This window comes from Micromonospora vinacea (genome assembly GCF_015751785.1).
In the GTDB taxonomy this organism is placed as follows: Bacteria; Actinomycetota; Actinomycetes; order Mycobacteriales; family Micromonosporaceae; genus Micromonospora; species Micromonospora vinacea.
Genome location: NZ_JADOTY010000001.1, coordinates 4,661,730 through 4,687,348, shown reverse-complemented (window position 1 = coordinate 4,687,348; position 25,619 = coordinate 4,661,730). Strand labels below are relative to the sequence as shown.

The window sequence follows — 25,619 nt, the reverse complement described above, 5'->3', positions numbered from 1 at the left end:
TCTCCGTTGATCGGGTGATCAGCCGGTGGGAGCGTACCCACGGACCCGGTCGGTTGAAACGAGCCGGACGGCACGCCCCCACGGTGGACTCACCACGTCAGCGCGTGCACCGCCACACCAGCGGCCGATACGCCTGCTTCTCGTAGACCGCCCCGACCACCGTCAGACCGTCGTCGCTGATTCCCTCGGCCGTGTACGTGCCCGCCTCGGTCGCCCGGACCTCGGGGTGGCCCGGCAACCGGCGGGAGGTGCCATCCCGGGCGACGACCAGCGGCGCACCGTCGCTGACCAGCAGCTCACCGTTACCGGCAACGCCGTTCGCCCCGGGGTAGGGCAACAGGTTCACCGCCCCGGTAGCGAGGTTCCACCGGACCGGCAGCATCTGCACGGCGCCGCTGCGCTTGCCGCCGGGAACCATACCGATCGCCCATTCGCCCCGAGCCGAGTCGACCGACGCCCGCGGGTAGCCGTCGGGCACCGCCAGCGCCGACCCGACGCCCTGCGGAGTCCACCGGTAGGGCTGATCGCCCATGGTGCCGACCATCGTGCCGTCCTCGGTGATCCCGGTCGCGGACGACCCCCGCTGGCCGACCAGCCGGTACTTCTGGGGTTGGTCCATCGACCACAGCACAGCCTGGTGCGAGTCGTCGGACCTGCGGGCGGTGCCGACGATGTCGCCCCGACCGTTGACGGCGTGCACGAGCACCGCGTCGTAGCCGGGTGGAGTGGCCAGAAAACGCAGCTTCCCGTCCCGGTACAGCCAGCCGGTGCCGTCGCCGTCGGTGCCGACCACATCGCCACGGGTGCTGACCGCGGCCGCGTGCCGCGCGGCCGCCGGCAGGACGACCGGCCGGCCGTCGGTCCACAGCACGACCCGTCCGTCCTCCTGCCCGGTGCCGATGTCGCCGACGATGTGCCGCCCGCTGGGGTCGACCCTGTTGGCCACCGCGACCGGACCGCCGACCGGCTGCGGCAACCACGACGCCTGACAGGTGATCGGCGGGCGCGGGGCGGCCGACCCGCTTGCGGCGGGTGACACAGCGAGCGCCGGCGGGGTGGGAACTGGCGGGCCGGCGGGCCCGCCGACCTGGACGGCGCCGACGACGCCGACCCCGGCCAGCACCGTCAGTGCCGCGATCCCGCCGACGCGGCGACGCTTGCGGCGCCGCCGGCCGTCGCGGACCGCCCGGCCCAGGTCGACCCGGGGCTCGGGCACCGGCACCGAGCGCAGCAGCTCGGCCATCCGCTGATCGTCCACCGTGGTCATCTCGGACTCCTCACTGACATCTCGGTGACGTCGAGCACCTGGCGGACGGCCGCCAGCGCCCGAGCCGTCTGCGACTTCACGTTGCCCTCGGAGCAGCCCATCGCGGCGGCCGTGTCGGTCAACGACAGGTCGCACAGGAACCGCAGGACCAGCACGGTGCGCTGCCCGCGCGGGAGTCGAGCGAGCGCGGCGAGCAGGCTGTCCCGCTCGGCCAGGTCGTCCTGTGGCGTCACCGGCGAGCGCTCCGGCTCCGGCATCGACCCCAGCAGCCGGACCTTCGCCCAGCTCAACCGCTTCTCGTCGACGAGCTTGTGCACCAGCATCCGATGGACGTACGCGTCGACGTTGTCGGCCCGGCTGACCCGGCGCCAGTTAACGTAGAGCGCGGTAATCGTCTGCTGCACCACGTCGTCGGCCAGATGGGCGTCGCCGCACATCAGGAACGCGGTCCGATGCAGGCTCGGCAGTCGCGCGGAGACGTACTCCACGAACTCACCCTCGGCATCCACCATCGAGGCTCCCTCCTCCGCAAGCTCGACGGGACCGGACGACCATCAGGTTGCGTCCCCGTCAAAGTACGGTCGGAAGCCAGACCACTCGACCGACGCGGCCGGGCCGGTGGTGTCCCGGCCCGGCCGCGGTGCGGGCGGAGCAGCTTTCAGGCGGTCAGTGCGGTGGCGAGTCGGCGAGCCTCGGTCACCAACCGACTCGTGCCGCCGCGCGCCACCACGTCCGCCAGCCCTGGCACCTCGATGAGCACGCCGGTGGCCCTGGCCGTCTCGGCCGCCAGGGCCAGCAGGTCGGGCATGCCGCGAGGCGGGGCCGGCGCCGCCAGCATCGGTGGCAACGCGGCGGCGAGCAACCGCCAGACGCTCAGCCGGGCACCGGCGGCGATCGCGTCGCGCAGCGGTGTGACCACCCTGGTCAGCGTCACCTGGCCGTCGGCCGCCAGTGCGCCCAACTGGCCGCCGACACCCGGAGCATCAAGGTCACCAGCGGCCGCCAGCATCAGCAGGGCGTCGAGGGCGGCCACCCGGTCCACCTCGTGCCGGGCGCACAGCCCGTAGGCCAGCGCCAGGTCGAGCGCCGGACCACCCGCGCCGGCACACTCGGCGAGTACCGGCAGGATCGCGGCGGCATCCTGGGCGTCCTGCTGCGCCGCGCTGGCGAACTCGGGCAGCAGGTGGGCGGCGACCAGCCCCCGGTGCCCTGGTAGCAGCGCCGGCCACAGGTTGCTCGAGTCGCCCGGCCCTCGTCCGATCGGCCGTGCCCGGACGGTGAGCAGCCCGAGCGGATCCGCGACCTCCTCGGGTGGGGCAGTCGTGACGAGGGTGCGCCGCACGGGTAGCCCGTCGTAGCCGAAGTCGTAGGTGTGCCTGCGCTCGCGTCGGTCGACCGTCACCAACTGCTGGACCGTTGCCGGCAGGGCGTCACCGCGCAGCCACCCGGCCAGCTCGTCGCCGGCCGCAGTGCCGAGCGCGGCGGCCCGGCTCGCCAGCGACTCGTCCACGCCGGCGGGCAGTCGCAGCAGGGCCTGGGTGAGATCCCACCGCCACACCGGGCGGTCGCCGAGGGCGGCCACCCGTTCGTAGAGCGCGGTCGGGTCAAGGGCACCGGTGGCGCAGGTCGGGGCGGCCAGCAGGCCGGGGTCGTCCCGCCCGTCCAGGCGCTGTCCGATCTCCGCGAGCCGGGCGCAGTAGACAAGCGTGAGCGCGGACTGGAGCGGCGGGTCGACGGCCGACCGGCGGCGGAACGGGCGCAACGTCCGGGGCAGTAACTGGCTGAGGATGCTGGACCACTGGTCGCGGCGGCTGGTCGCCTCGGACGGCGCGGCGGCGGCCAGCAGGACGCCGTTGAGCTGGACCGACACGTTGAACTGCGACCACATGTTGTCCCAGGCACCCGCCTGGCCCCGCCGCAGCACCGGCAGCAGGGCGGTGGACAGCCGGTCCCGGTCGGTGGTGGTCAACCGAACCAGCCCGTCCAGGACCCGTTCCACTGTCAACGCGGACCGGCGTGGGGTGAGCAGCCCGGAGACCTCCTCGACGAGCTCGTCCACCTCGGTGATCGGCGGTGCGGCGAGCGCGGGCGACACCGGCGGGGGTAGCTCGTCGCCGGCCACCCTCACGGTGACAGTGGCGACCGGCCGGTGGCCGTACCGCTGGGCCAACGCCGTCGCGCGGTCGCTTAGGTCGGCGGCCGGGTGTTCGGTGCCCGAGGCGAGGACCTCGGCGATGTCGGCCGCCCGATCGGGGTTGTGCCGGGCCAGTCGGTCCAGCCAGGACAGCTGTGCCCGCACCAGCGTCTTCTCCGGCCGGCCCAGCACGACCCGCGAGGTGTCCAGCAACGACTCGAACTCCACCGGCCCGTCCGCGTCGCGCAGCGCTCGCTGCGCGAGGCCGGCCACCGGCCCGGGCCCGTCGGCGAGCAACCGCAGGTATCCGCTCGCCCGCGCGGCCACCTCGTCCGGGCTGGGTCGAAGCTCTTCGTGCAGGGCGAGGAACGGACGCAGCGCGCCCGGCCGGTCACCGCGCAGCAGCCGACCCAGCACCCCGTCCAGGAGCACGGCCCGGTCGAGCCGCCCCTCCGCCGCGAGTGCGGCCAGCGTCGCGGGCACCGCCCGCCCGCCGCCGCCGAACCCCAGGTCGGTGCCGATCCCGTCGACATCGAACAGGCGCGGCAGCAGCACGTCCAGGAACGGGTCGGCGCGCAGCCGGTCGAGCAGCGGTGCCCGCCGTTGCTCGTCGGACGACCGTTGCCACCACATCGACTGCGCCCAGCCGACGACGAACGCGTCGCCGGTCGGCGGCGGCACCTTCTCCGCCAGCAACAGCCCGGCGACGAAGCGCCAACCGTCCCACGCTCGGCTGCGGGGCAGCCGCTCGGCCAGCCGGTACGCCAGGTCGGCCAGCCAGGGCACTCCTCGCTGTCGGGCCGCGGCAACCACCGGCTCGGGGTCGGCATCCGTCAACATGATCGACTGCCTGCCGAGCAGGGCGGCGGCCTTCGTCGCGGTGCTCAGCGTGCCCACCGCGGCGACCGCCAGCGCGGTCGCCTCACTCCCCCACGCCCAGTGGTCGCGCCGTTGTCGGACATGGGCGATCAGTTCGTCACCGAGCGCCCGCCGAGCCGGATCGTCCAGGGTGTGCAGCATCGACCCGACGGTCGTCACATCGCCGCGGCTCAGTGCCCTGAAGAAGTCCGTCACACCGCCACCTCCGCCAGCATGGACACCGCGAGGGCGTGCTTGCACGGGCCGCGCTGTCCCCGGTACTTCCCCCACCACCGGCAGGTGCAGGTGAGGTTCCCGTCGGGAAGTCGGCGGACGCGGTAGTCGTCGTCGCCGCTGCGTACCGTGGCATGATCGCCGTCGCGGCGGACCGCGCCCCGCTCGACCAGCGTGCGCGCGCCGACCAGCCGGGGATTGTCCCGCTCGGCTCGGCCGGCGTCGTGCGGCATGACCCGGTGGAAGTACCCGGCGTCGGCGACGTCGTAGCCGACCCGGCCGGCGGTGCCGAGCTGGGCCAGGGCCGCGCGGACCCGGTCGTCGGACAGGCCGGTCGCCTCGGCCAGCGCGGCGACGTCGATCGTCGGATCCCAGGAGAGCAGGGCACCGACCAGCTCCGCGTCGTCGATCACCTCGTCGCTGGCGAGCGCGAGCAACGCGGCCCCCTCGCCGGAGAATCCCCGGTACGGCTCGGGCGAGAGGGTCAGCGACAGCCGCAAGGACCCGGTGTCCAGTTCCCACGTGCTCGGCACCGCCGGTGAGCCGGCGCGCACCGCTGGCCCGTACACCCGCAGGGTGCGGGCGTGCCGGAGCAGCCCGCGTAGCGCCGCGAGCCGCCCCGCGCCGGCCAGACAGACCGCCCCCGGCGTCGGGCGTGAGGTCAGGCGGAGGGTACGCCCGGCCGGCACCGCCCACAGCACTGAACGGTCGCTGCTCCCGGGCAACCGGCGCAGGAACGCCGTGGCCTCGGCGGCGGGGATCTCGGCGCGCGGCTCGAAGCCGGCGGTGAGCACGTGCACCTCGGCGAAACCGCGCATCCAACGCCCCGGCAGCGGGACCTTCCGCTCCACCACCGCACCCTCCATGGTGGAGACGGTGAGGTCGTCCGGGCCGACGGCCAGGTGCAACGGCTCGATGCCACCCACCCGGGCGAGGGCCTCCCGCAGCGGCGGGTTGACGTCCACGTTTGTCGTGCCGTGCCCGGCGATCTCACCGTCGAAGCCGGCCGGGAGCACGTCCATCCGGGCGTACACCCCGCAACAGCCGGAGAAGGACTCGAATCGCAGCCGCTCCCGGCTGCCCGTCACCACCGGGTCGAGGCTCGCCGGGCTGACCGGCTGGTGGTAACGGGTACGGGCCACCTCGGCCACGGCGAGCAGCCCGCCCGCCGCCGCTGCCGGGGTGGTGAGAAACCCGGAGAAGAAGCGCGGATTGGCCGCCGGGCCGCCGCTGGTCTGAAGGTCGAGGCCAGCGGTACGCAGAGCGGACGGCTGGAGATATCGGTACGTCTGGACGGCGTTCACGGGCACACCGTAGAGCCACCGACCGACACCTGGCCGGTCTCAGCCGACGGCGCTGGTCATCCGGCGTACCGCTTCGGTGATGAGCTCCGGTGCGGTGGCCAGGTTCAGTCTCACGTGCCCCCCACCGCCGGTCCCGAAGGCCGATCCAGGGTTGAGCGCCACCCGGCCACGATCGAGAAACACGGTGGCCGGGTCGTCGCCGAGGCCCAGGGCGCGGCAGTCGAGCCAGGCCAGGTAGGTGGCCTGACCAGGTTGGTACCGGACGGACGGCAGGTGCTCGGCGAGCAGCGCGGACAGCAGTCGGCGGTTGTCGTCCAGGCCGGTCAACAGGGTGTCGAGCCACTCGCCGCCGTCGCGGAAGGCCGCGGTGTGGGCGATCACGCCGAGGTGGCTGGTGCTGACGCTGACCCCGAACGGGACGCGGGCGAGGTCTTCGGCCGCGGCCGGACCGGCGACGAGGAGCCCACCGCGCAGACCGGACAGATTCCACCCCTTGGAGGCCGACATCAGCGACAGGCCGTTCTCCGCGCCGGGCACCGAGAGGTACGGCACGAACCGCGCTCCCTCAGCCACCACCGGCGCGTGGATCTCGTCGGCGACCACCCGCACCCCGTGCCGCTGGGCCAGACCGGCGACGGCGGTCAGCTCGGCCGCGCTGTGCACGACGCCGGTCGGGTTGTGCGGGCTGCAGAGCAGGTACGCCGCCGGCCGTCCACCGGTGCGGGCCCGCCGGAACGCGTCCTCGAGCGCGTCGAGGTCGATCCGCAGGGCCTCGCCGAGCGGCGCCTCCACGATCCGGCGGTCGGCGTGCGCCGCGGACTCGTAGAACGGCGGGTAGACCGGGCAGTTGACGATCACCGCGTCCCCTGGCTCGGTGACCAGCCGCAGCGCCTCGACGACACCGTGCATGACGTCGGGCACCAGCGCGGTGCGCTCCACGGCCAGCCCGTCCCAACCCCACCGCCGCGCGGCGAACTCGGCCAACGCCTGCGGGTACGCCGTGCCGGCGGTGTAGCCGGTGTCACCGCGCGCGACGGCGTCGGTGATCGCCCGGGCGACCGGCTCGGCCAGGGGCACGTCCATCTCCGCCACCCAGAGGGGCAGCACGTCGTCGGGGTACTCCCGCCACTTGAGGCTCGTCCGTTGCCGGAGCTGGTCGATCGTGAGCTGGCGGAGGGGGTTGACGGCGGTTGGGGCACCACTGAGCAGGCCAGTCATGACCCGAGCCTATTTCCCCGCGTCCGGCCCGACGACCCGGGCCACCGCTGATTTGTCCACTGTGGTCGTACCGGAAGGATTCTCCGGCGCTCTTTGGCATTGACCTGCGTCTTTGTGTGTGGGCTCCGATCCGTTTCGGAGACGACGGCGAAAGATTGCTGCGGGTCGCTGGTCAATGACCTAGGCTCCCGAATATCCACATCGACGGCCCGCCCTCACGCCGTGCCAGCCACCGACCTCGCACGCCGGCCATCGCAACCCTCGACGCCGATTGGAGTAATCGATGACCTGGCGTCCAACCATTGCCGCACTGGCCGGCCTGTGCCTCGCGGTCAGCGCCACCACACTGCCCGCCGGTGCTGCCGCCAACGCCGAGCAGGTCAGCGCTCACGCCGCGCTCGCCGGTCCGCCCGGCCCACCGCCCGGGGTCTGCCCGACGGGGGCCAGTTACGGCCCACCGCTGCCGGCCAGCACCCTGACGGCCCCACGGATCCGGGGCGGATTCACGTTCCTCGAAGGGCCGGTCTGGGTCGCCGACGGTGGCTACCTGCTGATGTCCGACATGGCCGGCGGCACCGGGCCGTACAACGTCCAGCCGTCGACGATCCGCCGGTTCACCCCGCCGGCGACCTTCGACACGTTCATCGCCAACGCCGGCAGCAACGGCCTGGCGCTCAGCGCCGACGCCCAGCAGCTCGTCGCGGCCACCCACGACCAGCGGAGCGTGTCCGCGTACCGCCTGAGCGACCGGGCCCGCAGCACCGTCGCGGCCAACTACCAGGGCCGGGCGTTCAATTCGCCGAACGATGTCGCGGTCCGCTCCGACGGCGTCGTCTACTTCACCGACCCCAACTTCCAGCGCGGCAACCGCCCGGACCAGATGAGCGGGCGTACCAGCGTCTTCCGCGTCTCCAACGGTCAGGTGTCGCTTGTCGACGACCGGTTGCGCCAACCCAACGGCATCTCGCTCTCCCCGGACGGGTCCGCGCTGTACGTGGGCGCCTACTCCGAGAACAAGATCTACAAGTACGTGGTCCAGCCCGACGGCAGCATCGGCGCCCGCAGCGTCTTCGTGAACTACATCGGCGGTCCGGACGGCGGCACGATCGACTGCGCCGGCAACGTGTACTGGACCTCGGGCGGGGACTCCCTGGTCCACGTCTACTCCCCCACGGGCACCCAGCTCGGCACGATCCGGCCCGGCAACTCCGGCACCACGAACGTGGCGTTCGGCGGCCCGGACCGGCAGACCCTCTACATCACGTCGGGTCCGTGGGGCGACTCCGGGCTGTACAGCGTGCGGCTCAACATCCCCGGATACCCGTACTGAGCGCGGCTGGCTGGCGCGCCGCTGCCGTCGTAGCCCGACGTGGCGGCGCGCCAGCCAGCGGTGGCGGCGATGAACACCACCGCCCCGACCACCATCAGCGCGGCGGCCAGGAAGGTCTGCCGCCGCGCCTCCGACGTCGCCTGACACATCCCGGCCACCCGTACACTCGGCCCATGGCGAACCGCCACGGCACCGGGGAGCCCGGGCGCATCATCGGGGCCGGTCTGCGGATGATCCGTACCCACCTCGCCGCAGGCGACCGGGTCATCGTGGTGACGGCGTGCGAGCACACCCTGGCGCGTACGGTGCTCGACGCGACAGGTCTCGCCGGGGTCGAGCTCGTGGCCTCGCGCATTCACGGGCCGAGGCTGATCGTGCACAACCACGGGGCGACCAAGATGGTTCAGCTCGCCGCCCAGGGGGTGACTCCACCGTGGCCGGTGGCCTACAGCGACTCGTTGTCGGATCTGCCCATCCTCCGCGCTGCCGAGCAGCCCGTGCTGGTAAACGCGAACCCGCGGCAGGCCGCCAGGGCGCGGCGGTTACTCGGCGCCCGGCTGACCACCGTCACCTGGACGGGTGGGCACGGTCCGGCGGAGGAACCTGACACGTGAGCCGGCTCCCGGGTGACGTCCGGCGCCACTGTCGCTGGGCCGCCGGTAGAAGAACGTTCCTCTGCCGGAGCGGCCCAGCGACCCCCCACCAACAAGCGGCGACCCGAGAACCCGCCGCTCCGGGCACCCCACATCCCACAGTTGGAGACCCCCGCCGATGAGAGGCCGCTACGACAACCTGACCCGTACCCGCGCGCTCCACCCGGAGCGCGACTACCTGGACATCTACCAGACGATGCTGCGCTACGAGTTTCCGTGGGACCTGAAGCTCGGGCTCAACCTCGCCTTCAACAGGTCCTTCTCCATCCCCGCCATCGCCGCCGTGCACACCGCCACGGGCGAGCTGACCGAACGCACCCAGCAGCGGATCGACGACACCGGCCTGCTGATGTACGAGATGGTGCTCAACGGCTTCGACCAGCCTCGGGGCCGCGACGCGTTGCGGCGGGTCAACCAGCTCCACCGTCCGTACGACATCAGCAACGACGACTTCCGCTACGTCCTCGGCTGCCTGGTCGTGATCCCCACCCGGTGGTTGCAGGAGTACGGCTGGCGCCCACCCTGCTGCCACGAACGTCACGCCACGTACCTGTTCTACCGGGAACTCGGCCGACGGATGGGCATCACCGACATTCCCGGGTCGTACGACGAGTTCGAGACCTGGTTCGACGCGCACGACGCGGTTCACCTTCAGCCCAACGACGACGCGGCGGCCATCGAACGCGCCACGCGTACGCTGATGCTCACCCGGATCCCGCGGATGCTCGCGCCCCTGGGAAACGCTCTGGTCAGCGCCATGTACGACGCGCCGCTGCGGCGCGCGACGCGGGTCGACAGGCCGGCCTGGCCGGTCCGAGCCGGGTTGCACCTGGCCTTGAAGACGCGCTCGCGGTGGCAACGGTGGTTCGGAGCGCCACGGGCGACCGCGTTGTTCGTCGACGGGATCAAGACCAAGAGCTACCCCGACGGGTACGAGATCAGCCAGCTCGGCCCACGCCACGAGTAACACGTCGGCGCTGCTGGCGTCCATCGCCTCGACTGCGCGGGGGGCGCCAGCAGCCGTCTAGCAGGACGACCGGACGTCGAGGACGACCGGGGTTCTCTGGGTGACGGTGCCGTCGCTGACCCGGAGTTGGGGGACGTACCGACCGGGCGCCGACAGACGCGTTTCGGAGGTTTCTGAAACGCGCTTGACATTGATGTCGACCTTTGGCTGCCTGCGGAGAGTCGGCCGGCCGGATTGAGGCCAGGGCGGGCAGTGCGCCGTGCCCCTGAGAATTTCCTCCCTGCTTGTAACGTGGAATCAGCTTCGACGTATGGATGACGCAAGCAGCCACGGAGGCGACATGACCGATGATCGCCAGGGTCGGCCAGAGGACAGCCGCGATCACCGGATCATGTGGGCCGTCACGCTGGTCACCGCCGCCGCCGGGGTTCCCGCTGCACTGCTGGCCGGGAGGCCCGTCTCCACCACGCTGCTCGGCGTGCTGCTCCTGGTGGCACTGCCGGCCCTGACCCTGTGGCACACCATCCGCGGCGACCTGGCGGGGCACCCCCGTCACTTCGTACTGTCGCTGAGGGTCATCTCCGTAGCTGTTTTGCTGGGCACCGTGATGGCCGTCGCGGTGCCCGCCGGGCGGAATTTCGTCCTGCACAAGGCGTTCGGCTGGCCCGATGAGGACTCGGGGATCGAACAGGTCCTCGCGGTGGCGCCGCCACCCACCTCGCCCACCACGCCGGTTGAGCGGAGCTACCGGCGGGCCCGGATCGTGATCGAGAACCCGTCTGCCCGGCCCAGATTGGTAACCCACCTGGAAGTGACGTCACAACGGAGAGTGCGGCATGCCTGCCATGGCCAGGGAAAAGAGGGCCGGCACACCTACACCATCACAGGCGCGGTGGATCTGAAGTCGGGCCGGGATCAGCGGTTCATCGGCTCGGCGCAGGAAGAGGTCTCGGCCGAGGAGGTAACCGACGAGGAGGCCGGCGCAGCGAAATCCGCTCGCAGCGGAGGGGCCGCCAGCCTGCCGGTGGATGGCAGGATCCGAGTACCAGGCTGCGGCCCGACGGAAGTCGCGTCGATCTCGGTCTCCTTCGACGTGACAGTCGCGCTCGCTCCCCAGTCCTTCACCACGATCGAGGTGGACTTCGCACCGGAACTCCTGCGCGCCGCCAGACTGAGCGGACTGAACCCACGCGACATGTCCGTGACGGCCACTCTCGGAAAGGGTGGCGAAATCAGGCTGCGGAACTGCAGGGAAGACTACTGCTGAGAAGGTCGGCAGTAACGCGCCCGGCGCGGCTGGGACCGGCCCGCCGACTGTCCACTGGGGACAGTCGGCGAACCGGCTCTCAGCGGACGTCGGTGGTGGTCCAGCGTGGGGAGGCGTTGGTGACCGGGACGGTGTCACCGACAAGCGTGGTCACCGCCTGGGTGTCGCGCCGCACGCTGGTGCCGACCCAGAGTTCGACGTCACCGGGTTCCACGACGCGGGTGAACGTGCGGTCGGAGAAGGCCAGGCGGGTGGTGGGCACCGTCAGCTCGACAGTGACGGACTGGCCCGGTTCCAGGTGGACCCGCCGGTAGCCGAGCAGCTGAGCGACCGGCCGGGTCACCGATGCGACCAGGTCGCGACCGTAGAGCTGGACCACGTCGTCGCCGGCGACCGTACCGGTGTTCGTCACCCGCACGGTCACCCCTACCGACCCGTCGGTAGGCACCGTGCTGGGCACGGTGAGATCGCCGTACGCGAACGTCGTGTAGGACAGGCCGTGGCCGAACGGCGCCACCGGCGTCGCCAGCAGGTTCGTCCCCGCGTTCCCCGCGCCGAGGGTGGGGTGCAGGTAGGAGTACGGCTGCGCGCCGGCCGACCCGGGCAGGGTGACCGGCAGCCGGCCCGACGGGTTGACCCGCCCGGAGAGCACTCCCGCGATCGCCCCGGCGCCCTCCTCACCCGGGAAGAACGCCTGCACCACCGCCGCGCAGCGTGAGAGCGCCCAACCAAGGGCGTACGGCCGGCCGGTGAGCAACACGAGGACGACAGGTGTGCCGGTCGCCAGCACCGACTCGACCAGTTCACGCTGGACGCCGGGCAGTTCCAGGTCGTCCCGGTCGCAGCCTTCGCCGACGGTGCCGCGCCCGAAGAGGCCGGCGTGGTCGCCGACGACCAGGACGGCGACGTCCGCGTCGGAGGCCGTGGTGACGGCCTCGTCGAAGCCGGACCGGTCGTCGGTGTCCACGTCGCAGCCGCGTGCCCAGGTGACGAGCTCGCCGCCGAACTCGGCCCGCACGGCGTCGAGCACTGTCGACACCTCGATGCCGGTCTCCACGCCGGGATGCTGGACGAGGACGTGGTTGAGGAACGAGTAGCACCCGAAGAGCGCACTCTGCCGGTCGGCGTTCGGGCCGATGAGGGCCACCCGTCGCCCCGCCGGCAGCGGCAGCACATCCCGGTTGGCGACCAGCACGACCGATTCCTCGGCGAGCCGGCGGGCGATCGACCGGTGCTCCGGCGAGTCGAGGTCGATCGCCGGGGGCGGCTCGTCGCTGAAGGTCGCGTCGAGCAGACCCAGGTCCAGCTTCTGGCGCAGTACCCGCAGCACCGCGCGGTCGATGAGCGCCTCGTCGAGCGTGCCCGTCCGCACCGACTCCCCCAGGGTCAGGTAGGCGTCGCCGGTCGGCAGTTCGACGTCGAGGCCGGCAGTCAGCGCCTGCCCGGCCGCCTCCGAGTGATCGCTCGCCACGTGGTGCAACAGGTTCAGGAACGCCACCCCGTAGTAGTCGGCCACCACAGTGCCGTCGAAGCCCCACTGGTCCCGCAGGACGCCGGTCAGCATGGTCGGGTCGGCGGCGACGGGCATCCCGTCGATCTCGGCGTACGAGTGCATGACACTGCGGGCGTCACCGTCGATGATCGCCATCTCGAACGGGGGGAGCAGTACGTCGGCCAGTTCACGGCGACCGATGTGCACCGGTCCGAAGTTGCGCCCGGCGCGTGAGGCGGAGTAACCGGCGAAGTGCTTGAGGGTGGCGTGCACCCCCTGCGACTGGAGGCCGCGCACGTACGACGTGCCGATGGTGCCGACCAGGTACGGGTCTTCGGCGATGCACTCGTCCACCCGGCCCCAGCGGGGGTCACGGATCACGTCGAGCACCGGAGAGAGCCCCTGGTGGATGCCCAGGGCCCGCATCGAGGCGCCGATCGCCGCGGCCATCTCGGTGACCAGTTCGGGGTCGAACGCGGCGCCCCAGGCCAGCGGGGTGGGGAAGGTGGCGGCCTTCCACGCCGAGAGCCCGGTGAGGCACTCCTCGTGGACGATCGCCGGGATGCCGAGCCGCGTCCCGGTGACCAGGTCGCGCTGGAACTTCCACAACCAGGCCGCGTGTTCGGCCGCGTCCACGGGGCGGGTGCCGTAGGTGCGGGTGAGGTGACCGAGCCCGTGCCGGGAGAACTCCTCGAGCTTGGCGTTCCCGCCGAACTCTCCCTGCATCGGTGCCACCGCCTCGCCGTCTTCTTTCTCCCAGAAGCCGACGAGCTGGGCGATCTTCTCCTCGATCGTCATTCGGCCGAGGAGATCGCGCAGGCGGGCCTCGCCGTCGTGCCCGTCCTGCCGGCCGTGCTCCGGACCTGACTGAGCCGGCGCCGGCCCGCCCACTACCGTGTGGACCTGAGTCATGCTGTGCCTTCCTCTGGTGTGCTCGTACCGCTGCCGCTCAGCCCTTTACCGCGCCCTGCAGACCACCGACGATCTGCTTCTCCGCGAGTGTGAAGAAGAGCAGTGCCGGCAGCATCGCCAGCGAGGTGAAGGCGAGTACGCCTGCCGTGTCGGTCGTGTACTGGCTGGAGAAGTTCTGCACGCCCAGCGGCAGGGTGTGCAGGTTGACGTCGCTGAGCACGAGCAGCGGCAGCAGGAACGAGTTCCAGCTCGCCACGAATGCCAGGACGCCAACGGTGACGAGCGCGGGCCGCGACAGCGGCATCGCGATGCGCCAGAGGAAACCGAGCCGACTCGCACCGTCGATCGAGGCGGCGTCCTCCAACTCTCTCGGGATCGCCGAGAGGAAGGGACGCAGGATCACGATCGTCAGTGGCAGTGAGAAGGCGACCTGCGGCAGGATCACCGCGTAGTAGGAGTTGACCAGGTTCAGGTCACGCAGCATGAGGTAGAGCGGCAGGATCGCCGCACCGGCCGGAAACAGCAGGCCGAGGGTGAAGAAGGTGTAGAGCCCTTCCCGCCCGCGGAAGCTGTAGCGGGCGAGCACGAACGCGGCGGCCATCCCGAGGACGACCACTGCCAGCGTGGTGCCCAGGGCGATGACCGCGCTGTTGAACGCCTGTTGCCAGAAGTTGCTCTGGGTCAGCACCCTGGCGTAGTTGTCCCAGACGAACGGGTCGGGTAGGCCGGCCGGGTCCGCGACGATCTGCGGGGTGGTGCGGAAACCGCCGATGACCACGTAGATGACCGGGGCGATCGACACTGCCGCGATCGCGAGGGCGAGCGCGTAGGTGAGCGGCGTGCCCCAGGAGACCTGGCGGCGTCCGGTGGACGGGGGGAGAACCGAGTTCACGGCCATCGTCACTTCGCCCTTCCGGTGATGGCGCCCTCGATGTCGCGGCGGAGCAGGAACCGCTGGAACAGCAGCGCCGCCACGAACGAGATGACGAACAGGATTACCGCCACGGCGTTGCCGTAGCCCCAGAGCCGGGCGAAGAACCCGTTGTCCACCATGTACGTCGCCATGGTGGCCGATGCGCCGAGGGACCGCACCGCGGGCACCGAGGTCACCCAGATCATGTCGAAGATCTGCAGTGAGCCGATCATGGACAGGAACATCCAGATCCGGATCGTCGGGCCGAGCAGCGGGATCGTGACGTGCCGCTGGATCTGCCACCAGCTCGCGCCGTCGATGGCGGCGGCCTCGGTCAGCTCGTCGGGCACATTGGACAGTCCGGCGAGGAGCAGGATGATGGCGAAGCCGACATACTTCCAGGTGAGGACGGCAAGCAGGGTCCAGATGACCACATCCAGGTCCGCCAGCCAGGCCTGCACAAGGCCGCCCATTCCCAGGGACCGCAGCAGCGCGTCGACGGTGCCGTCGCCGGTCAGCAGCAGCTTCCACATGATGCCGACGGTGACCTCGGCCAGCACGTACGGCACGAACACCAGCAGGCGGAACACGGCCCGCCCACGGAAGCGACGGTTGAGCAGCAGGGCGACGCCCAGGGCGATCGGGCCCTGGATCAGCAGCGACCCGAACACGATGATGGCGTTGTTGCGCAACGCGTCGAGGAAGATCGGGTCCTGGAAGGCGAGGGTGTAGTTGCGCAGGCCCACGAACTCGGTGGGAGGCCCGACACCGCGCCACCGGAACAGGCTGTAGTAGACCGCGAAGCCCATTGGCACCAGCACGAACATCACGTAGATGACGACGGCCGGCGTGGTGAGCCCGATGATCTCGTACCACTTGCGGCGGTTGTCGGCACGGCGGGCGGAGTCGCGCCCGGCCTCGCGGGGGCCCGCCGGCGACGCGGAAGCGCCGCCGGCGGGCATACGGATCTGGTTGGCGGAGGTCACTTGCTTGCGGCCGCCTTCATCGCCGAGACGACCTTCTCAGGCGTCCCGTTGCCGGCGAAGATGGCGACGATCGCGTCGTTCATCGCGGTGCCGACGGTGCTGCCGTAGGCCGTGTCCAGCCAGAGCTGGACGTAGCTCGCCCCGGAGGTGGCCTCCAGGATGGACTTCAGCGCGGGGTCCTTCACGGCGTCCGCCGCACCCTTGACGACGGGAAGACCGGTGCCGGTATCGGCGTAGCCCTTCTGCACCTCGGGGCTCACGATGTACTTGAGGAACTCGACGCACTCGGCCGGGGCGTTCTTGGCACAGGAGAACCCGTCGCCACCGCCGAGGGCCGCCTTCGGGTCACCCGGGGAACCGGAGATCGCCGGCACCGGGAACCAGCCGAGGAACGAGGCGAGCTTCGTCTTGTCCGTGGCCACGGTGTCCAGCGTGCCGCGGTTCCAGTCACCCATGAGCTCCATCGCGGCCTTGCCGTTGGCGAGCATGCCGTTGGCGCTGGTCGGATCGTTCTGGCCCGGGGTGGCGATGAAGTTCGGCTGGAACGGCTTGGTGTCGATGAAGGCCTTCAGGTCCTGGCCGGCCTTCACGAAGCACGGGTCGTCGAAGTTCTTCTCCGCCGATGCCTTCTTGAGGGTGTCGACAGAGCAGGCGCGCAGCGCCATGTTGTACCACCAGTGCGCGGCCGGCCACTTGTCACCGGCACCCACGGCGATCGGAATGACGTTGATCGCCTTGAGCTTGGTGACCGCGGCGTTGAGCTCCTCGAAGGTGGTCGGCGGCGCCGCGATGCCCGCCCTGGCGAACATCTCCTTGTTGTACCAGACGCCCTCGATGCCCATCCGGAACGGTAGGCCGTACTGCTTGCCCTTGACCTGCCAGATCTCCGCGGCGCTGCCGATGTTGCCGACCTCGGTCTTGGCCTGGTCGGTGATGTCCTTGAGGTAGTCGGCCTCGACCTGCTCGGTCATCTCGCCGCCGCCCCAGGCCTGGAAGATGTCCGGCGGGTCGCTGCTCAGCAGCGCGGCAGGGAGCCGGGTGCGCTGGAGTTGGTTCGTCTCGATCGCCTCGATCTCGATCTTGACGGTGGGGTGGAGTGCGGAGAAGTCCTTGGCGACCTTCTCCCAGTAGGTCTTGCCGGGCCCGTCCTGTGAGGCGTTGTGCCACCAGGTCAGGGTCACCGGGTCCTTGTACAGCTCGCCTTGAGGGGCCGCCTCTTCGCCGCCGCCGCTACACCCGGCGACCACGAGAACACTTGTCATTAACAGTGCCAGGACGGCACTCGCACGCCGCTTAATTGCCATCGATGTCTCCTCGACTAGTCAGTCGCGGTACTCGGCCTGCGGCGAAGTTTTACAGTCATGTAACTTGATGTCAATCGGTATCGATAACGTTTTCGAGTCGCTGACGACGCGCCCCCGACGGGGCCCTATCATCATCGACGTGGTGTTTCAGCAGCGCGTCAAGATGTCGGATGTGGCACGTACTGCCGGCGTCTCGGTCGCGACCGTGTCCAAGGTTGTCAACGGCCGCTACGGCGTGGCCCAGGCGACCGTGGAGCGCGTCCAGCAGGTCATCCACGAGCTCGGCTACGAGGCGAGCCTGGGGGCGCAGAGCCTGCGCAGCCACCGCACCAACGTGCTCGGCATCCTGGTCGCCGAGTTCGAGCCGTTCTCGACCGAACTGCTCAAGGGGGCGTCGCAGGAGGTCGCCGGCAGTGGTTACCAGCTGTTGGCCTACTCCAGCGGTGACGGCGAAGGTGCCGCCGTGGGGTGGGAGCGGCGCTCACTCGCCCGGCTCTCCGGCACTCTCATCGACGGTGCCGTGATCGTCACGCCGACAGTGGTCGAGACCGAACACAGCTTCCACGTGGTGGCCGTGGACCCGCACACCGGGCCGTCCGACCTGCCCACTGTCGATTCGGACAACTTCGCCGGCGCCGTGCTGGCGACAAACTACCTACTGTCCCTCGGCCACACGCGGATCGGGCACATCAGTGGACGCACCGATCTGAAGTCGGCGCAGCTGCGCGAGGCCGGCTTCCGCAGTGCGATGGCCGAAGCCGGCGTGCCGGTGGACGAGCGGCTCGTCCGCGTCGGCGGTTTCCGGATCGAGAGCGCCGCCGGCACGGCCGCGGAGCTTCTCGCCCTCACCGACCGGCCGAGCGCGATCTTCGCGGGTAACGACCTCTCCGCGATCTCCACGATGAACGTGGCCCGCGACATGGGCCTCTCGGTGCCCGACGACCTGTCGGTGATCGGCTTCGACAACGTACCGGAGTCGGCGCTGGTCAACCCGCCGCTGACGACCATCATGCAGCCGCTACAGCGGATGGGCGCCGAAGCGTTGCGCCTGCTGGTCGACCTGATCGCCGGCGTCGAACGCGACACCCACATCCGGCTCCCCACCGAGCTGGTCATCCGTTCCTCCTGCCGCCCGCTGCACTGACGCCCGGGGCCGGGCCCTAGACCGGGTAGGAGTCGTCGATCACCATCTCCCGGATCTCGATAATGCCGGGCCAGTGCCGGGAGACCGGGTCGGTACCGCGGCGCAACCAGAGGGTCGCGCCGTCGGCGGCCGTCGCGGTCTCGATGACGTGGTCGGCATCCGCCTCGATGCGGCCGGTCTCGACCGGACCCAGGCCGAGCCTCTCCGACTCGGTCCGCAGGTCGGCGCGGGCGAGGAACAACAGGGCCGCGCGACCCGGGTCGACGCCGACCGCAGCGGGCTCGACGCGGGCCAGCCACGGCTCCAGCGCCTCCACCGTCCCGGCGATCGTGGTCGCCGGGACGGTGACGAAGAGCCGGGCGACGAACTCGGCCTCGGTCGGTCCGATGTCCAAGGTGCGGTCGGGGGTTCGCCCGGTGCCGTGGGTCGCGCCCTCCCAGCCCAGCTCCTGGTCGGCCCGGTTGATCACCAGGTGGGTGGCCGGCGGGTCGGACGGGGCTTCGAGGGTTTCGGCGTAGCGGACGTTCTTCGAGAAGACGAAGTCCTGCTCGCGCCACCCGAAGCGGTGCAGCAGCGGGCGTGCCATGGCGTGCATGGCGCGTTCCTCACTGACCGCGACGAGGCGGCCCGACAGCAGCACGTCAGCGCGTTCGACGTCGACGTCCACCCCGTCGGCGCCGAGCTCGTCGGCGAGCGGGGCGTATCGGCGCAGAGTGGCGGCGGCGTTCCCGGTGCCGCGTTCCAGCCTGAGCATCGCCTTCATCGCGAACGGCGGCTTGTTCCTGGCCACAACTGCCCCCTCATGCCGGTGCGAGCGGTTACCCGACGAGCAGGAACGGGTGACCTGCTCCGATGATCTTCGCGCAGGGACCGTCAGCCCGCACTCCTCGTGCCCGGTCGGATCAGGTAGGTGAGGTGACCCGCCGGCGGTCGAGGTGGGTTGGGCACGCGACAGGGTGGCGAAACGTGAATCTCACCTAAGTCGACAATTCTTCCCCCTAGGTTCGATGCGCAGGACGCCGCCGAACCGGGGAGAGACGTGGACAGCTATCCGGCGATCGAGGATCACGGCCTCATCGGCGACCTGCAGACCGCCGCGCTGGTCACGTGCGACGGGACTGTCGACTGGTTCTGCGCGCCGCGGTTCGACTCGCCGAGCATCTTCGCCGCGCTGCTGGACAAGGAGAAGGGCGGCTACTTCCAGATCGCTCCGCACGACGTGCGGTACGTGACGAAGCAGCTCTACCTTCCCGGCACCCCCATCCTGATCACCCGGTTCATCAGCGCCGACGGGGTGGCCGAGGTGATGGACTTCATGCCGGTCACCGGCGAGCGGGCCACCGACGCGCACCGGCTGGTCCGCATCGTCACCATGGTCCGAGGCAGCATGCGCTTCCGGGTGGAGTGCCGGCCCCGGTTCGACTACGCCCGCGAAGAGCATCGGCTGGAACGCCACCACAACGGTTACGTCTTCCGCAGCCGGTCGGCGACGCTGACGTTCAACCCGGTCGACCCGGTGCGGCGGTTGATCTCCGAACAGGGTGACGTCCACCTTGAGGGCGGCGACCTGGTCGCGTACGGCACGCTGAACGAGGGCGACACCGGCGGGGTGGTCCTGGAGACCGCCGGTGCGGAGCCGCGCGTCATCCCGCCGGAAGAGATCCAGGCCATGTTCGAGTGGACCCGGGACTACTGGCGGCGCTGGCTTGAACGCTCCCGCTACACCGGTCGCTGGCGGGAGATGGTCGAGCGCTCCGCCATCACGCTGAAACTCATGACGTACGCGCCCACCGGCGCGATGATCGCCGCGCCCACCGCCGCGCTGCCGGAGCTGGTCGGCGGGACGCGCAACTGGGACTACCGCTACACCTGGGTCCGCGACACGTCGTTCTCGGTGCACGCGCTGCTCGGCCTCGGCTTCACCGAGGAGGTCAGCCGGTACATGAACTGGCTGGACGAGCGGATCCGCGAGGCCGGCGACCACCAGGATCCACTCAAGATCATGTACCGGGTGGACGGCTCCTCCGACCTGCACGAGGAGGTGCTGGACCACCTGGAGGGCTATCGCGGCTCCCGGCCGGTGCGGATCGGCAACGGCGCCGCCGACCAACTCCAGCTCGACATCCACGGCGAGGCGCTCTACGCCATGCACCTCGCCGACGAGCAGGGCATCCGCGTCTCGCACCAGGTGTGGAAGAGCACCGTCCGGCTGGTCGACTGGCTCTGCCACAACTGGGACCAGCCCGACGCCGGCATCTGGGAGAGCCGCCACCACCCCCGCAACTACACCTTCGGTCGGGTGATGTCCTGGGTCGCGCTGGACCGGGCCATCAGGCTGGCCACCCGCACCGGCCGGCCCGGGGACATGACCTGCTGGACCGAGCAGCGCAACCGCATCTACAACCAGGTCATGGAGCGCGGATACAACCGGGGCCGCGGCACCTTCGTGCAGGCGTACGACGAGACAGTGCTGGACGCGGCGCTGCTCGCCATGCCGGCGGTCGGCTTCGTCACGCCGAGCGACCCACTGTGGCAGTCCACCCTGCAGGCGATCGAGCGCGAACTGGTCTCCGACAGCCTGGTCCACCGGTACGACCCGGTCCACTCCCCCGACGGTCTCCCCGGCCACGAGGGCACCTTCAACATGTGCACCTTCTGGTACGTCGAGGCGCTGGCCCGTTCCGGTCGCCTCGACGACGCCCGACTCACGTTCGAGAAGATGTTCACCTTCAGCAACCACCTCGGCCTCTACGCCGAGGAGATCGCCGCGACCGGGGAGCAGATCGGCAACTATCCCCAGGCGTTCAGCCACCTCTCTCTGATCAACTCCGCGCTGACGCTCAACGACCTGCTCGACACCGAGGCCGACGCCCGCCGCCGCCGGTAGCGCCAGCAGGTTCGGTCAGCCCGCCGCCGGCACGGAGCCGACGGCGGGAAGAGCTTGACGCGCCCACGTCCATCCCGCATCGTCGACGTGCATCGACCATCTCGAATGTATGGACACGGGGGAACCGATGAAGGCCTTCGTCACCACCGTCTCGGCCGCGGCCCTGCTGCTCCTGGCCACGGGCAGCGCATCCCACGGCCAGCCAGCCGCCGACCCGCCCTGCACGGGGCAGATCCACCCGAACCCGGGGTTCGAGCGTGGCACCACCGGCTGGACGGCCGGCCCCCGCATCGTCGTGTTCGGCGACGCGGCCCGGCCCGCGCACACCGGCCGCGCGTACGCCACCTTCGCCGGGTTGGACGTGACCCGTGCCGACCTGCTGCGCACCACCGTCACTGTGCCGGCCAACTGCGACCTGACGGTCCGCTTCTGGGTGCGGACCACCACGGAGACCAGCCGCGGCGACTACCTGAACGTCGGACTGGCGGTCACCGGGATACCCCCGAAGACGAGGTTCTCGCTGGCCTTCGACGGCGGGGCGCAGTGGCGGCAGTACGTCATGTCGAGCGGCACCGCGACGGCCGAGCGCACCGCGACGGTCAGCTTCCTCGCCAGCGAGACGGCCGGCAACGGTGCGACCGCCTTCGACGTCGACGACGCGTCCTTCACGTTGAGCTGACCTGCGCGAGACAGCCCTCCGACTAGGTAATCGCTTTCGGGCCGCGCGATCTCGGCCCAACATCAGCCGCAGGTCAACTCAGCGTGGTTGCGTGGACCAGTCCACCGTCTCGAGAGCGGGGTGGCTCTTGACCGCCTCGACCAGGGGCCCGGCCCCGCTGACCTTGGTGGCCAGTAGGTCGTAGTCCGTCCAGACGAACCAGGACCGATCCGTGGGCCACAGATTCGTCGCTGAGAACGCATAGGACCCTCCGCGTTCTTCGAGCAGTTCGGGGACTGCTGACAACGGCCCCCGCCACACGTGAGGGTTGTCGAAGTCACCGGCCGGCAAGGACGCGTAGAAGGCGACGCAGTCGGTCCCGGGGCCGTCGATCGAACAACGACTCAGGGTGTCCAACAGGGCATCAAGGCTCTCCTCGTCGAGGGACCCTTCGGGCGGTGGCTGGACGGCAACGGGCCAACTGCGGTGTGGGAACCAACGGTGGCATGGCGGGTAACTCCGATCCGATGCCTGTCCCCGCCCCTCGGCGAAATGCTCCGACCAGAGTGCCCGTCGCCAAGGGCTTGCCGGTCGCACGACGAAGCCCAAGGGAATACCGGTATCGGTGGTCTCCTCGTCGAGGTTGATGCCTCCGATGCTGGAATTCTCGTACATCGCATGAAGAATCCAGGTCGACGATTGCCAACCAGCGGCGTCATATCCGGTGGTTGCCTCCCAAGCAGGACGGTCCGCAAGCCAGGTCAACAGCGGGGCCGGAGCCTCAACGCGTTCCATCGACACGCCGCCATCGTGCCGCACCAGCCAGACCGACGCGGTACCGCCTCTGACCCGACGACGACTTCGGCCCGGAGCCCGCCTGCCAACACCCTCGGAACGCACCCGCAGAACAGATGAAGACCGAACTGTCAATATGCGAATCGAGGTTGGTGAGGCCACAGGCAACCTCGGAACTGCAAGGCATTGAGATACCGATCTCTGCCGGCGAATCTCCTGGCCGGTGAGGGAAAGCAACTCTATGCTTGCCGCCGAATGCGCTGCGGCTCATCCGGGCCGAGGGTTACCCCGATACAAGGATTTGCGAATGCACCGGAAGTCTGCTCTGAGCAACGGCACTGCTGGCGTCGGCGAAGGAGCACCTGACGGCCAACCGCCGACCTCTACCGCAGAGGGTGCCGCGCGCCGATCCGCGGTCGCCGAGGAACAGGCATTTCTGGATGTGGCCACGGCCCGGCGCGACAGGCTGGCCGATCACCTACAGGTCGAGCTGTCGTCAGAGGCCCAGGACGCGTTGGAGCGGGCTCGGCAGCGCATGCTCCGGCAGCAGTACGACGAGCTACGGCGAGCAGAGGAAGGGCTGGTCTTCGGCCGCCTCGACGGCCTTGATGGCACAGTGCGCCACGTGGGCCGTGTCGGTCTCCGCAACGACGGCGAGGGCGGTGAGCCACTGCTGGTGGACTGGCGGGCTCCCGCAGCTCGGCCGTTCTACACCGCTACGGCCGTCGACCCACAGGGTCAGGCGCGGCGCCGGCACATCCGTACGACGGGATCGGCCGTCGTCGGCGTGGACGACGAGCCCCTGGACGGGACCACAACGGCGGAACTCGTCGGCGAAGGCGCCCTACTTGCCGCCCTCGGCCAGCGGCGCACCGGTCACATGTCGACGGCGATCTCCACCCTGCAACGCGAACAGGACGACATCATCCGGGCGGAGGCGACCGGCCCGCTGGTCGTCCAGGGCGGTCCCGGCACGGGCAAGACCGTGGTGGCCCTGCATCGCGTCGCGTACCTGCTGTTCACCTACCGCAAGCTGGCCGACCAGGCGGTCCTGGTCCTGGGCCCGTCGCCGCGGTTCCTCCAGTACATCGCCCAGGTGCTGCCCGCGCTCGGTGAGACCGCCGTCGTCTCGGCGACCTGCGACACGCTGCTGGCCGACGTCCAGGTGGGCCGCGACGAGAGTCGGCTTCTCGCCGAGATCAAGGGCCGCGCCCTCTGGCAGCCCGCGCTCGAAAGCTACGTCGCGTCGCTGCTCCCCCGGCCGCGCGAGCTGAAGCTGCGCTGGGAGGGCGACTTCTACGTCATCCCGCCCGCAACGGTGGCGCAGGCGCTCGCCTCGGCGGTGCAGGGACGCCCGTACCACCGCGCCCGCGCGGTGTTCGCCGAGCAGTTGCACCACCTCCTTGCCGATGTCGTCGCCGAGCAGCGCGAGGCGCTGATGGAAGAGATGGAGGAGGGCTTCGAGGACATCCTCGCCCGCGTCGACAGGAGCATGGAGCAGGACCACCAGCCCACCCGGACGTCCACCGGCAGTGACGTCGACGGACTACTTTCCGAGGAGGAGGTCGAGCAGCTCCGTTGTCGTATCGCCGAGAACGCCACCATCGCCCGGTTCATCGAGGCATGGTGGCCCACCCTCGACCCCGAGACCCTGCTGGGTGATTTCCTGACCGACCGCGCCCTGCTGGCCCGGTTCACCCCGCAGCTGTCCCCCGAGGAGATCACCGCCGTCGCCGCCGAGCCCGCCCCCTGGGCATCAAGCGACATCCCGCTGCTCGACGCCCTCGCCGACCTGCTCGGCGAGGTCGACACCCCTCAACCACAGGGCGAGTTCCTCGCCGAACGGGCTCGCCGCCAGCGCGGCTGGGTGTACGGCCACGTCGTCATCGACGAGGCGCAGGAGCTGTCCGAGATGCAGTGGCAGATGGTTCTCCGGCGTTGTCCCAGTCGCTCCATCACCGCCGTCGGCGACATCGACCAGGCCGAGGCAGCCCACCGGCACACCACGTGGGCACAAGCGGTGCAGGCTGCCTTCGGAGACCGCTGGACCGGCGCGGAACTCACCATCTGCTACCGGACCCCGCGCGAGGTCATGGACCTCACCGAACCGGTCTTGAAGAGGGCTGGCAGCCACAACACGCCGCCACGAGCGGTCCGTTCCTCCGGCATCGCCCCCTGGGAGCTCGCCATCACCCCCGCTGAGCTTGCCGGCGCCGCCGTCGAAGCGGTGCGGCAGTTGCGGCTCCGGTGGCACGGCGGCACGGTCGGCGTCATCGCCCCCGCGACCCGCATCGCCGAACTCTCAGCCGTGCTCAGTGATGTGCCGGTGCTCACCGCGACCCAGTCCAAGGGATTGGAATGGGACGCGACGCTGCTCATCGACCCTCAGGGCATCGCCGCCGAACCGCGCGGCTGGAACGGCCTCTACGTCGCGCTCACCCGATGCACCCAGGAACTCGGCCAACTGACACTCACGCAGCAATCGGCACACCCATGACGTCTGTTGGACGCTGTTCGAGATGCGCGCTGTTCTGCTGAACCAGGAACGGTCGCCCACGTCCTGACGAGCGTTCGAACAAGTCCGAACAAGCCGGTGAGCAGCCCGGACAGGCGCGCTTGTGTTCGGGACAGCAATCGGCGGTAGCTGCCCCCAATTCGTCGCCCATACGCTGACCCCAATCACCCGTGACGCCGGCGAATCGAAGCTGGGAAACGAGTTCGCCCACACGGGTCCGGACGTCGGACATGTTCGGCAATGCGTCACCGCTGCCGGCTCATTCGAACGGCAGCCATGCAGAAAGTGAGGCGAGATCTTGAGGAGATCACTGCTAGCGCTGGCAACAGCCATCGTGCTTCCGCTGAGCACACTGGCTGTGCCGACTCCCGCGCTTGCTGCGGGCTGCACGGACACCGATTACATCGAAATGCGGTTCGCGTCGGCCCCATGGCGCTACGGCTACAGCAGTTCGTCCAAGGTGGCCGGATACGCCTACCCCGAATACACCTACACGATGGACGGGCGCTGCACCAGCCCAGCCGGCCTCCTGTGGTACCGAAGGGCAGCGGATCCGGTCGTGGTGTACATCTACAGCGCGCACCGGATCAACTAGTCACGCGCCTTCGGTGATGTGGGCATAGCGCCAAAAGCGCCCTCCGTGCTGGGATTATCGCGCCTCTCGCGGGCCGCATCGTTTCGGCACGAGGGGCGCTTTCCCGATACACCGATCGCACGCGTCTCGGCGTCGTCGAGATCATCGGGGTCGTCAGGGTGAGGACGCACCGCCGCACTGAAGCAC

20 protein-coding genes are annotated in these 25,619 nt (G+C 70.2%); 9 read left to right on the top strand and 11 right to left on the bottom strand.

Annotation, left to right across the window (positions count from 1 at the left end):
- Positions 1–97: 97 nt before the first annotated feature.
- From IW249_RS22015 to IW249_RS21995, 5 genes are all read right to left on the bottom strand, one after another.
- Positions 98–1,267, bottom strand: a complete 1,170-nt coding sequence (locus tag IW249_RS22015) for a hypothetical protein (RefSeq protein WP_196922487.1) — start codon at positions 1,265–1,267, stop codon at positions 98–100.
- Positions 1,264–1,779 (bottom strand): SigE family RNA polymerase sigma factor, encoded by a 516-nt coding sequence (locus tag IW249_RS22010; protein ID WP_196922486.1) that lies wholly within the window; start codon positions 1,777–1,779, stop codon positions 1,264–1,266. The genes IW249_RS22015 and IW249_RS22010 overlap by 4 nt, the downstream gene beginning before the upstream one ends.
- Before the next feature lie 146 nt (positions 1,780–1,925).
- Positions 1,926–4,475 (bottom strand): hypothetical protein, encoded by a 2,550-nt coding sequence (locus IW249_RS22005; protein WP_196922485.1) that lies wholly within the window; start codon positions 4,473–4,475, stop codon positions 1,926–1,928.
- On the bottom strand, positions 4,472–5,797 hold the full coding sequence (locus tag IW249_RS22000; protein ID WP_196922484.1) for an SWIM zinc finger family protein: 1,326 nt from the start codon (positions 5,795–5,797) through the stop codon (positions 4,472–4,474). Before IW249_RS22000 ends, IW249_RS22005 begins: the two co-directional genes overlap by 4 nt.
- A gap of 39 nt (positions 5,798–5,836) precedes the next feature.
- Entirely contained in the window at positions 5,837–7,015 is a 1,179-nt protein-coding gene (locus IW249_RS21995) for a MalY/PatB family protein (protein ID WP_196922483.1), read from the bottom strand.
- A 283-nt stretch (positions 7,016–7,298) separates the two neighbouring features.
- Between IW249_RS21995 and IW249_RS21990 the strand changes: the two genes are divergently transcribed.
- The 4 genes from IW249_RS21990 (at position 7,299) to IW249_RS21975 (ending at position 11,232) form a co-directional block, all read left to right on the top strand.
- Complete coding sequence (locus tag IW249_RS21990) at positions 7,299–8,345, top strand: SMP-30/gluconolactonase/LRE family protein (protein WP_196922482.1); 1,047 nt, start codon at positions 7,299–7,301, stop codon at positions 8,343–8,345.
- A gap of 173 nt (positions 8,346–8,518) precedes the next feature.
- Positions 8,519–8,959, top strand: coding sequence for a haloacid dehalogenase-like hydrolase (locus tag IW249_RS21985; RefSeq protein ID WP_196922481.1), 441 nt, complete (start codon positions 8,519–8,521; stop codon positions 8,957–8,959).
- 157 nt (positions 8,960–9,116) lie between these two features.
- Positions 9,117–9,965, top strand: a complete 849-nt coding sequence (locus IW249_RS21980) for an oxygenase MpaB family protein (RefSeq protein ID WP_196922480.1) — start codon at positions 9,117–9,119, stop codon at positions 9,963–9,965.
- Between the two features lie 340 nt (positions 9,966–10,305).
- Positions 10,306–11,232 (top strand): hypothetical protein, encoded by a 927-nt coding sequence (locus IW249_RS21975; protein ID WP_196922479.1) that lies wholly within the window; start codon positions 10,306–10,308, stop codon positions 11,230–11,232.
- A 79-nt stretch (positions 11,233–11,311) separates the two neighbouring features.
- Here IW249_RS21975 and IW249_RS21970 read toward each other — a convergent pair whose 3' ends face one another.
- Genes IW249_RS21970 through IW249_RS21955 form a run of 4 tightly spaced genes read right to left on the bottom strand, consistent with a single transcriptional unit; the run spans position 11,312 to position 16,797 of the window.
- Entirely contained in the window at positions 11,312–13,636 is a 2,325-nt protein-coding gene (locus IW249_RS21970; protein WP_196922478.1) for a beta-xylosidase/alpha-l-arabinosidase, read from the bottom strand.
- Positions 13,637–13,673: 37 nt separating this feature from the next.
- Entirely contained in the window at positions 13,674–14,540 is an 867-nt protein-coding gene (locus tag IW249_RS21965) for a carbohydrate ABC transporter permease (protein ID WP_307788667.1), read from the bottom strand.
- The gene (locus IW249_RS21960) at positions 14,537–15,535 is read right to left on the bottom strand and encodes a carbohydrate ABC transporter permease (RefSeq protein WP_196922476.1); all 999 of its coding nucleotides are present in this window, start codon (positions 15,533–15,535) and stop codon (positions 14,537–14,539) included. The genes IW249_RS21965 and IW249_RS21960 overlap by 4 nt, the downstream gene beginning before the upstream one ends.
- A complete protein-coding gene (locus IW249_RS21955) occupies positions 15,532–16,797 on the bottom strand; it encodes an extracellular solute-binding protein (RefSeq protein WP_231392609.1) in 1,266 nt (421 codons plus the stop codon). Before IW249_RS21955 ends, IW249_RS21960 begins: the two co-directional genes overlap by 4 nt.
- Before the next feature lie 181 nt (positions 16,798–16,978).
- On the opposite strand from IW249_RS21955, the gene IW249_RS21950 reads away from it, so the two are divergent.
- Positions 16,979–17,983 carry a LacI family DNA-binding transcriptional regulator gene (locus IW249_RS21950; RefSeq protein WP_196922474.1) on the top strand — a complete coding sequence of 335 codons (1,005 nt, stop codon included), beginning with the start codon at positions 16,979–16,981 and terminating at the stop codon, positions 17,981–17,983.
- A 16-nt stretch (positions 17,984–17,999) separates the two neighbouring features.
- Here IW249_RS21950 and IW249_RS21945 read toward each other — a convergent pair whose 3' ends face one another.
- On the bottom strand, positions 18,000–18,773 hold the full coding sequence (locus IW249_RS21945) for a hypothetical protein (RefSeq protein WP_196922473.1): 774 nt from the start codon (positions 18,771–18,773) through the stop codon (positions 18,000–18,002).
- 249 nt (positions 18,774–19,022) lie between these two features.
- On the opposite strand from IW249_RS21945, the gene IW249_RS21940 reads away from it, so the two are divergent.
- On the top strand, positions 19,023–20,870 hold the full coding sequence (locus tag IW249_RS21940) for a glycoside hydrolase family 15 protein (RefSeq protein ID WP_196922472.1): 1,848 nt from the start codon (positions 19,023–19,025) through the stop codon (positions 20,868–20,870).
- Positions 20,871–20,997: 127 nt separating this feature from the next.
- Positions 20,998–21,549 carry a hypothetical protein gene (locus tag IW249_RS21935; protein WP_196922471.1) on the top strand — a complete coding sequence of 184 codons (552 nt, stop codon included), beginning with the start codon at positions 20,998–21,000 and terminating at the stop codon, positions 21,547–21,549.
- Between the two features lie 78 nt (positions 21,550–21,627).
- Here the strand turns inward: IW249_RS21935 and IW249_RS21930 are convergent, their stop codons facing one another.
- Complete coding sequence (locus tag IW249_RS21930; RefSeq protein WP_196922470.1) at positions 21,628–22,329, bottom strand: hypothetical protein; 702 nt, start codon at positions 22,327–22,329, stop codon at positions 21,628–21,630.
- Positions 22,330–22,630: 301 nt separating this feature from the next.
- Here IW249_RS21930 and IW249_RS21925 point away from each other — a divergent pair, with 301 nt between their 5' ends.
- Together IW249_RS21925 and IW249_RS21920 are read left to right on the top strand one after the other, a co-directional pair.
- On the top strand, positions 22,631–24,820 hold the full coding sequence (locus IW249_RS21925; RefSeq protein ID WP_196922469.1) for a HelD family protein: 2,190 nt from the start codon (positions 22,631–22,633) through the stop codon (positions 24,818–24,820).
- 427 nt (positions 24,821–25,247) lie between these two features.
- On the top strand, positions 25,248–25,433 hold the full coding sequence (locus IW249_RS21920; RefSeq protein WP_196922468.1) for a hypothetical protein: 186 nt from the start codon (positions 25,248–25,250) through the stop codon (positions 25,431–25,433).
- Positions 25,434–25,619: the final 186 nt, after the last annotated feature.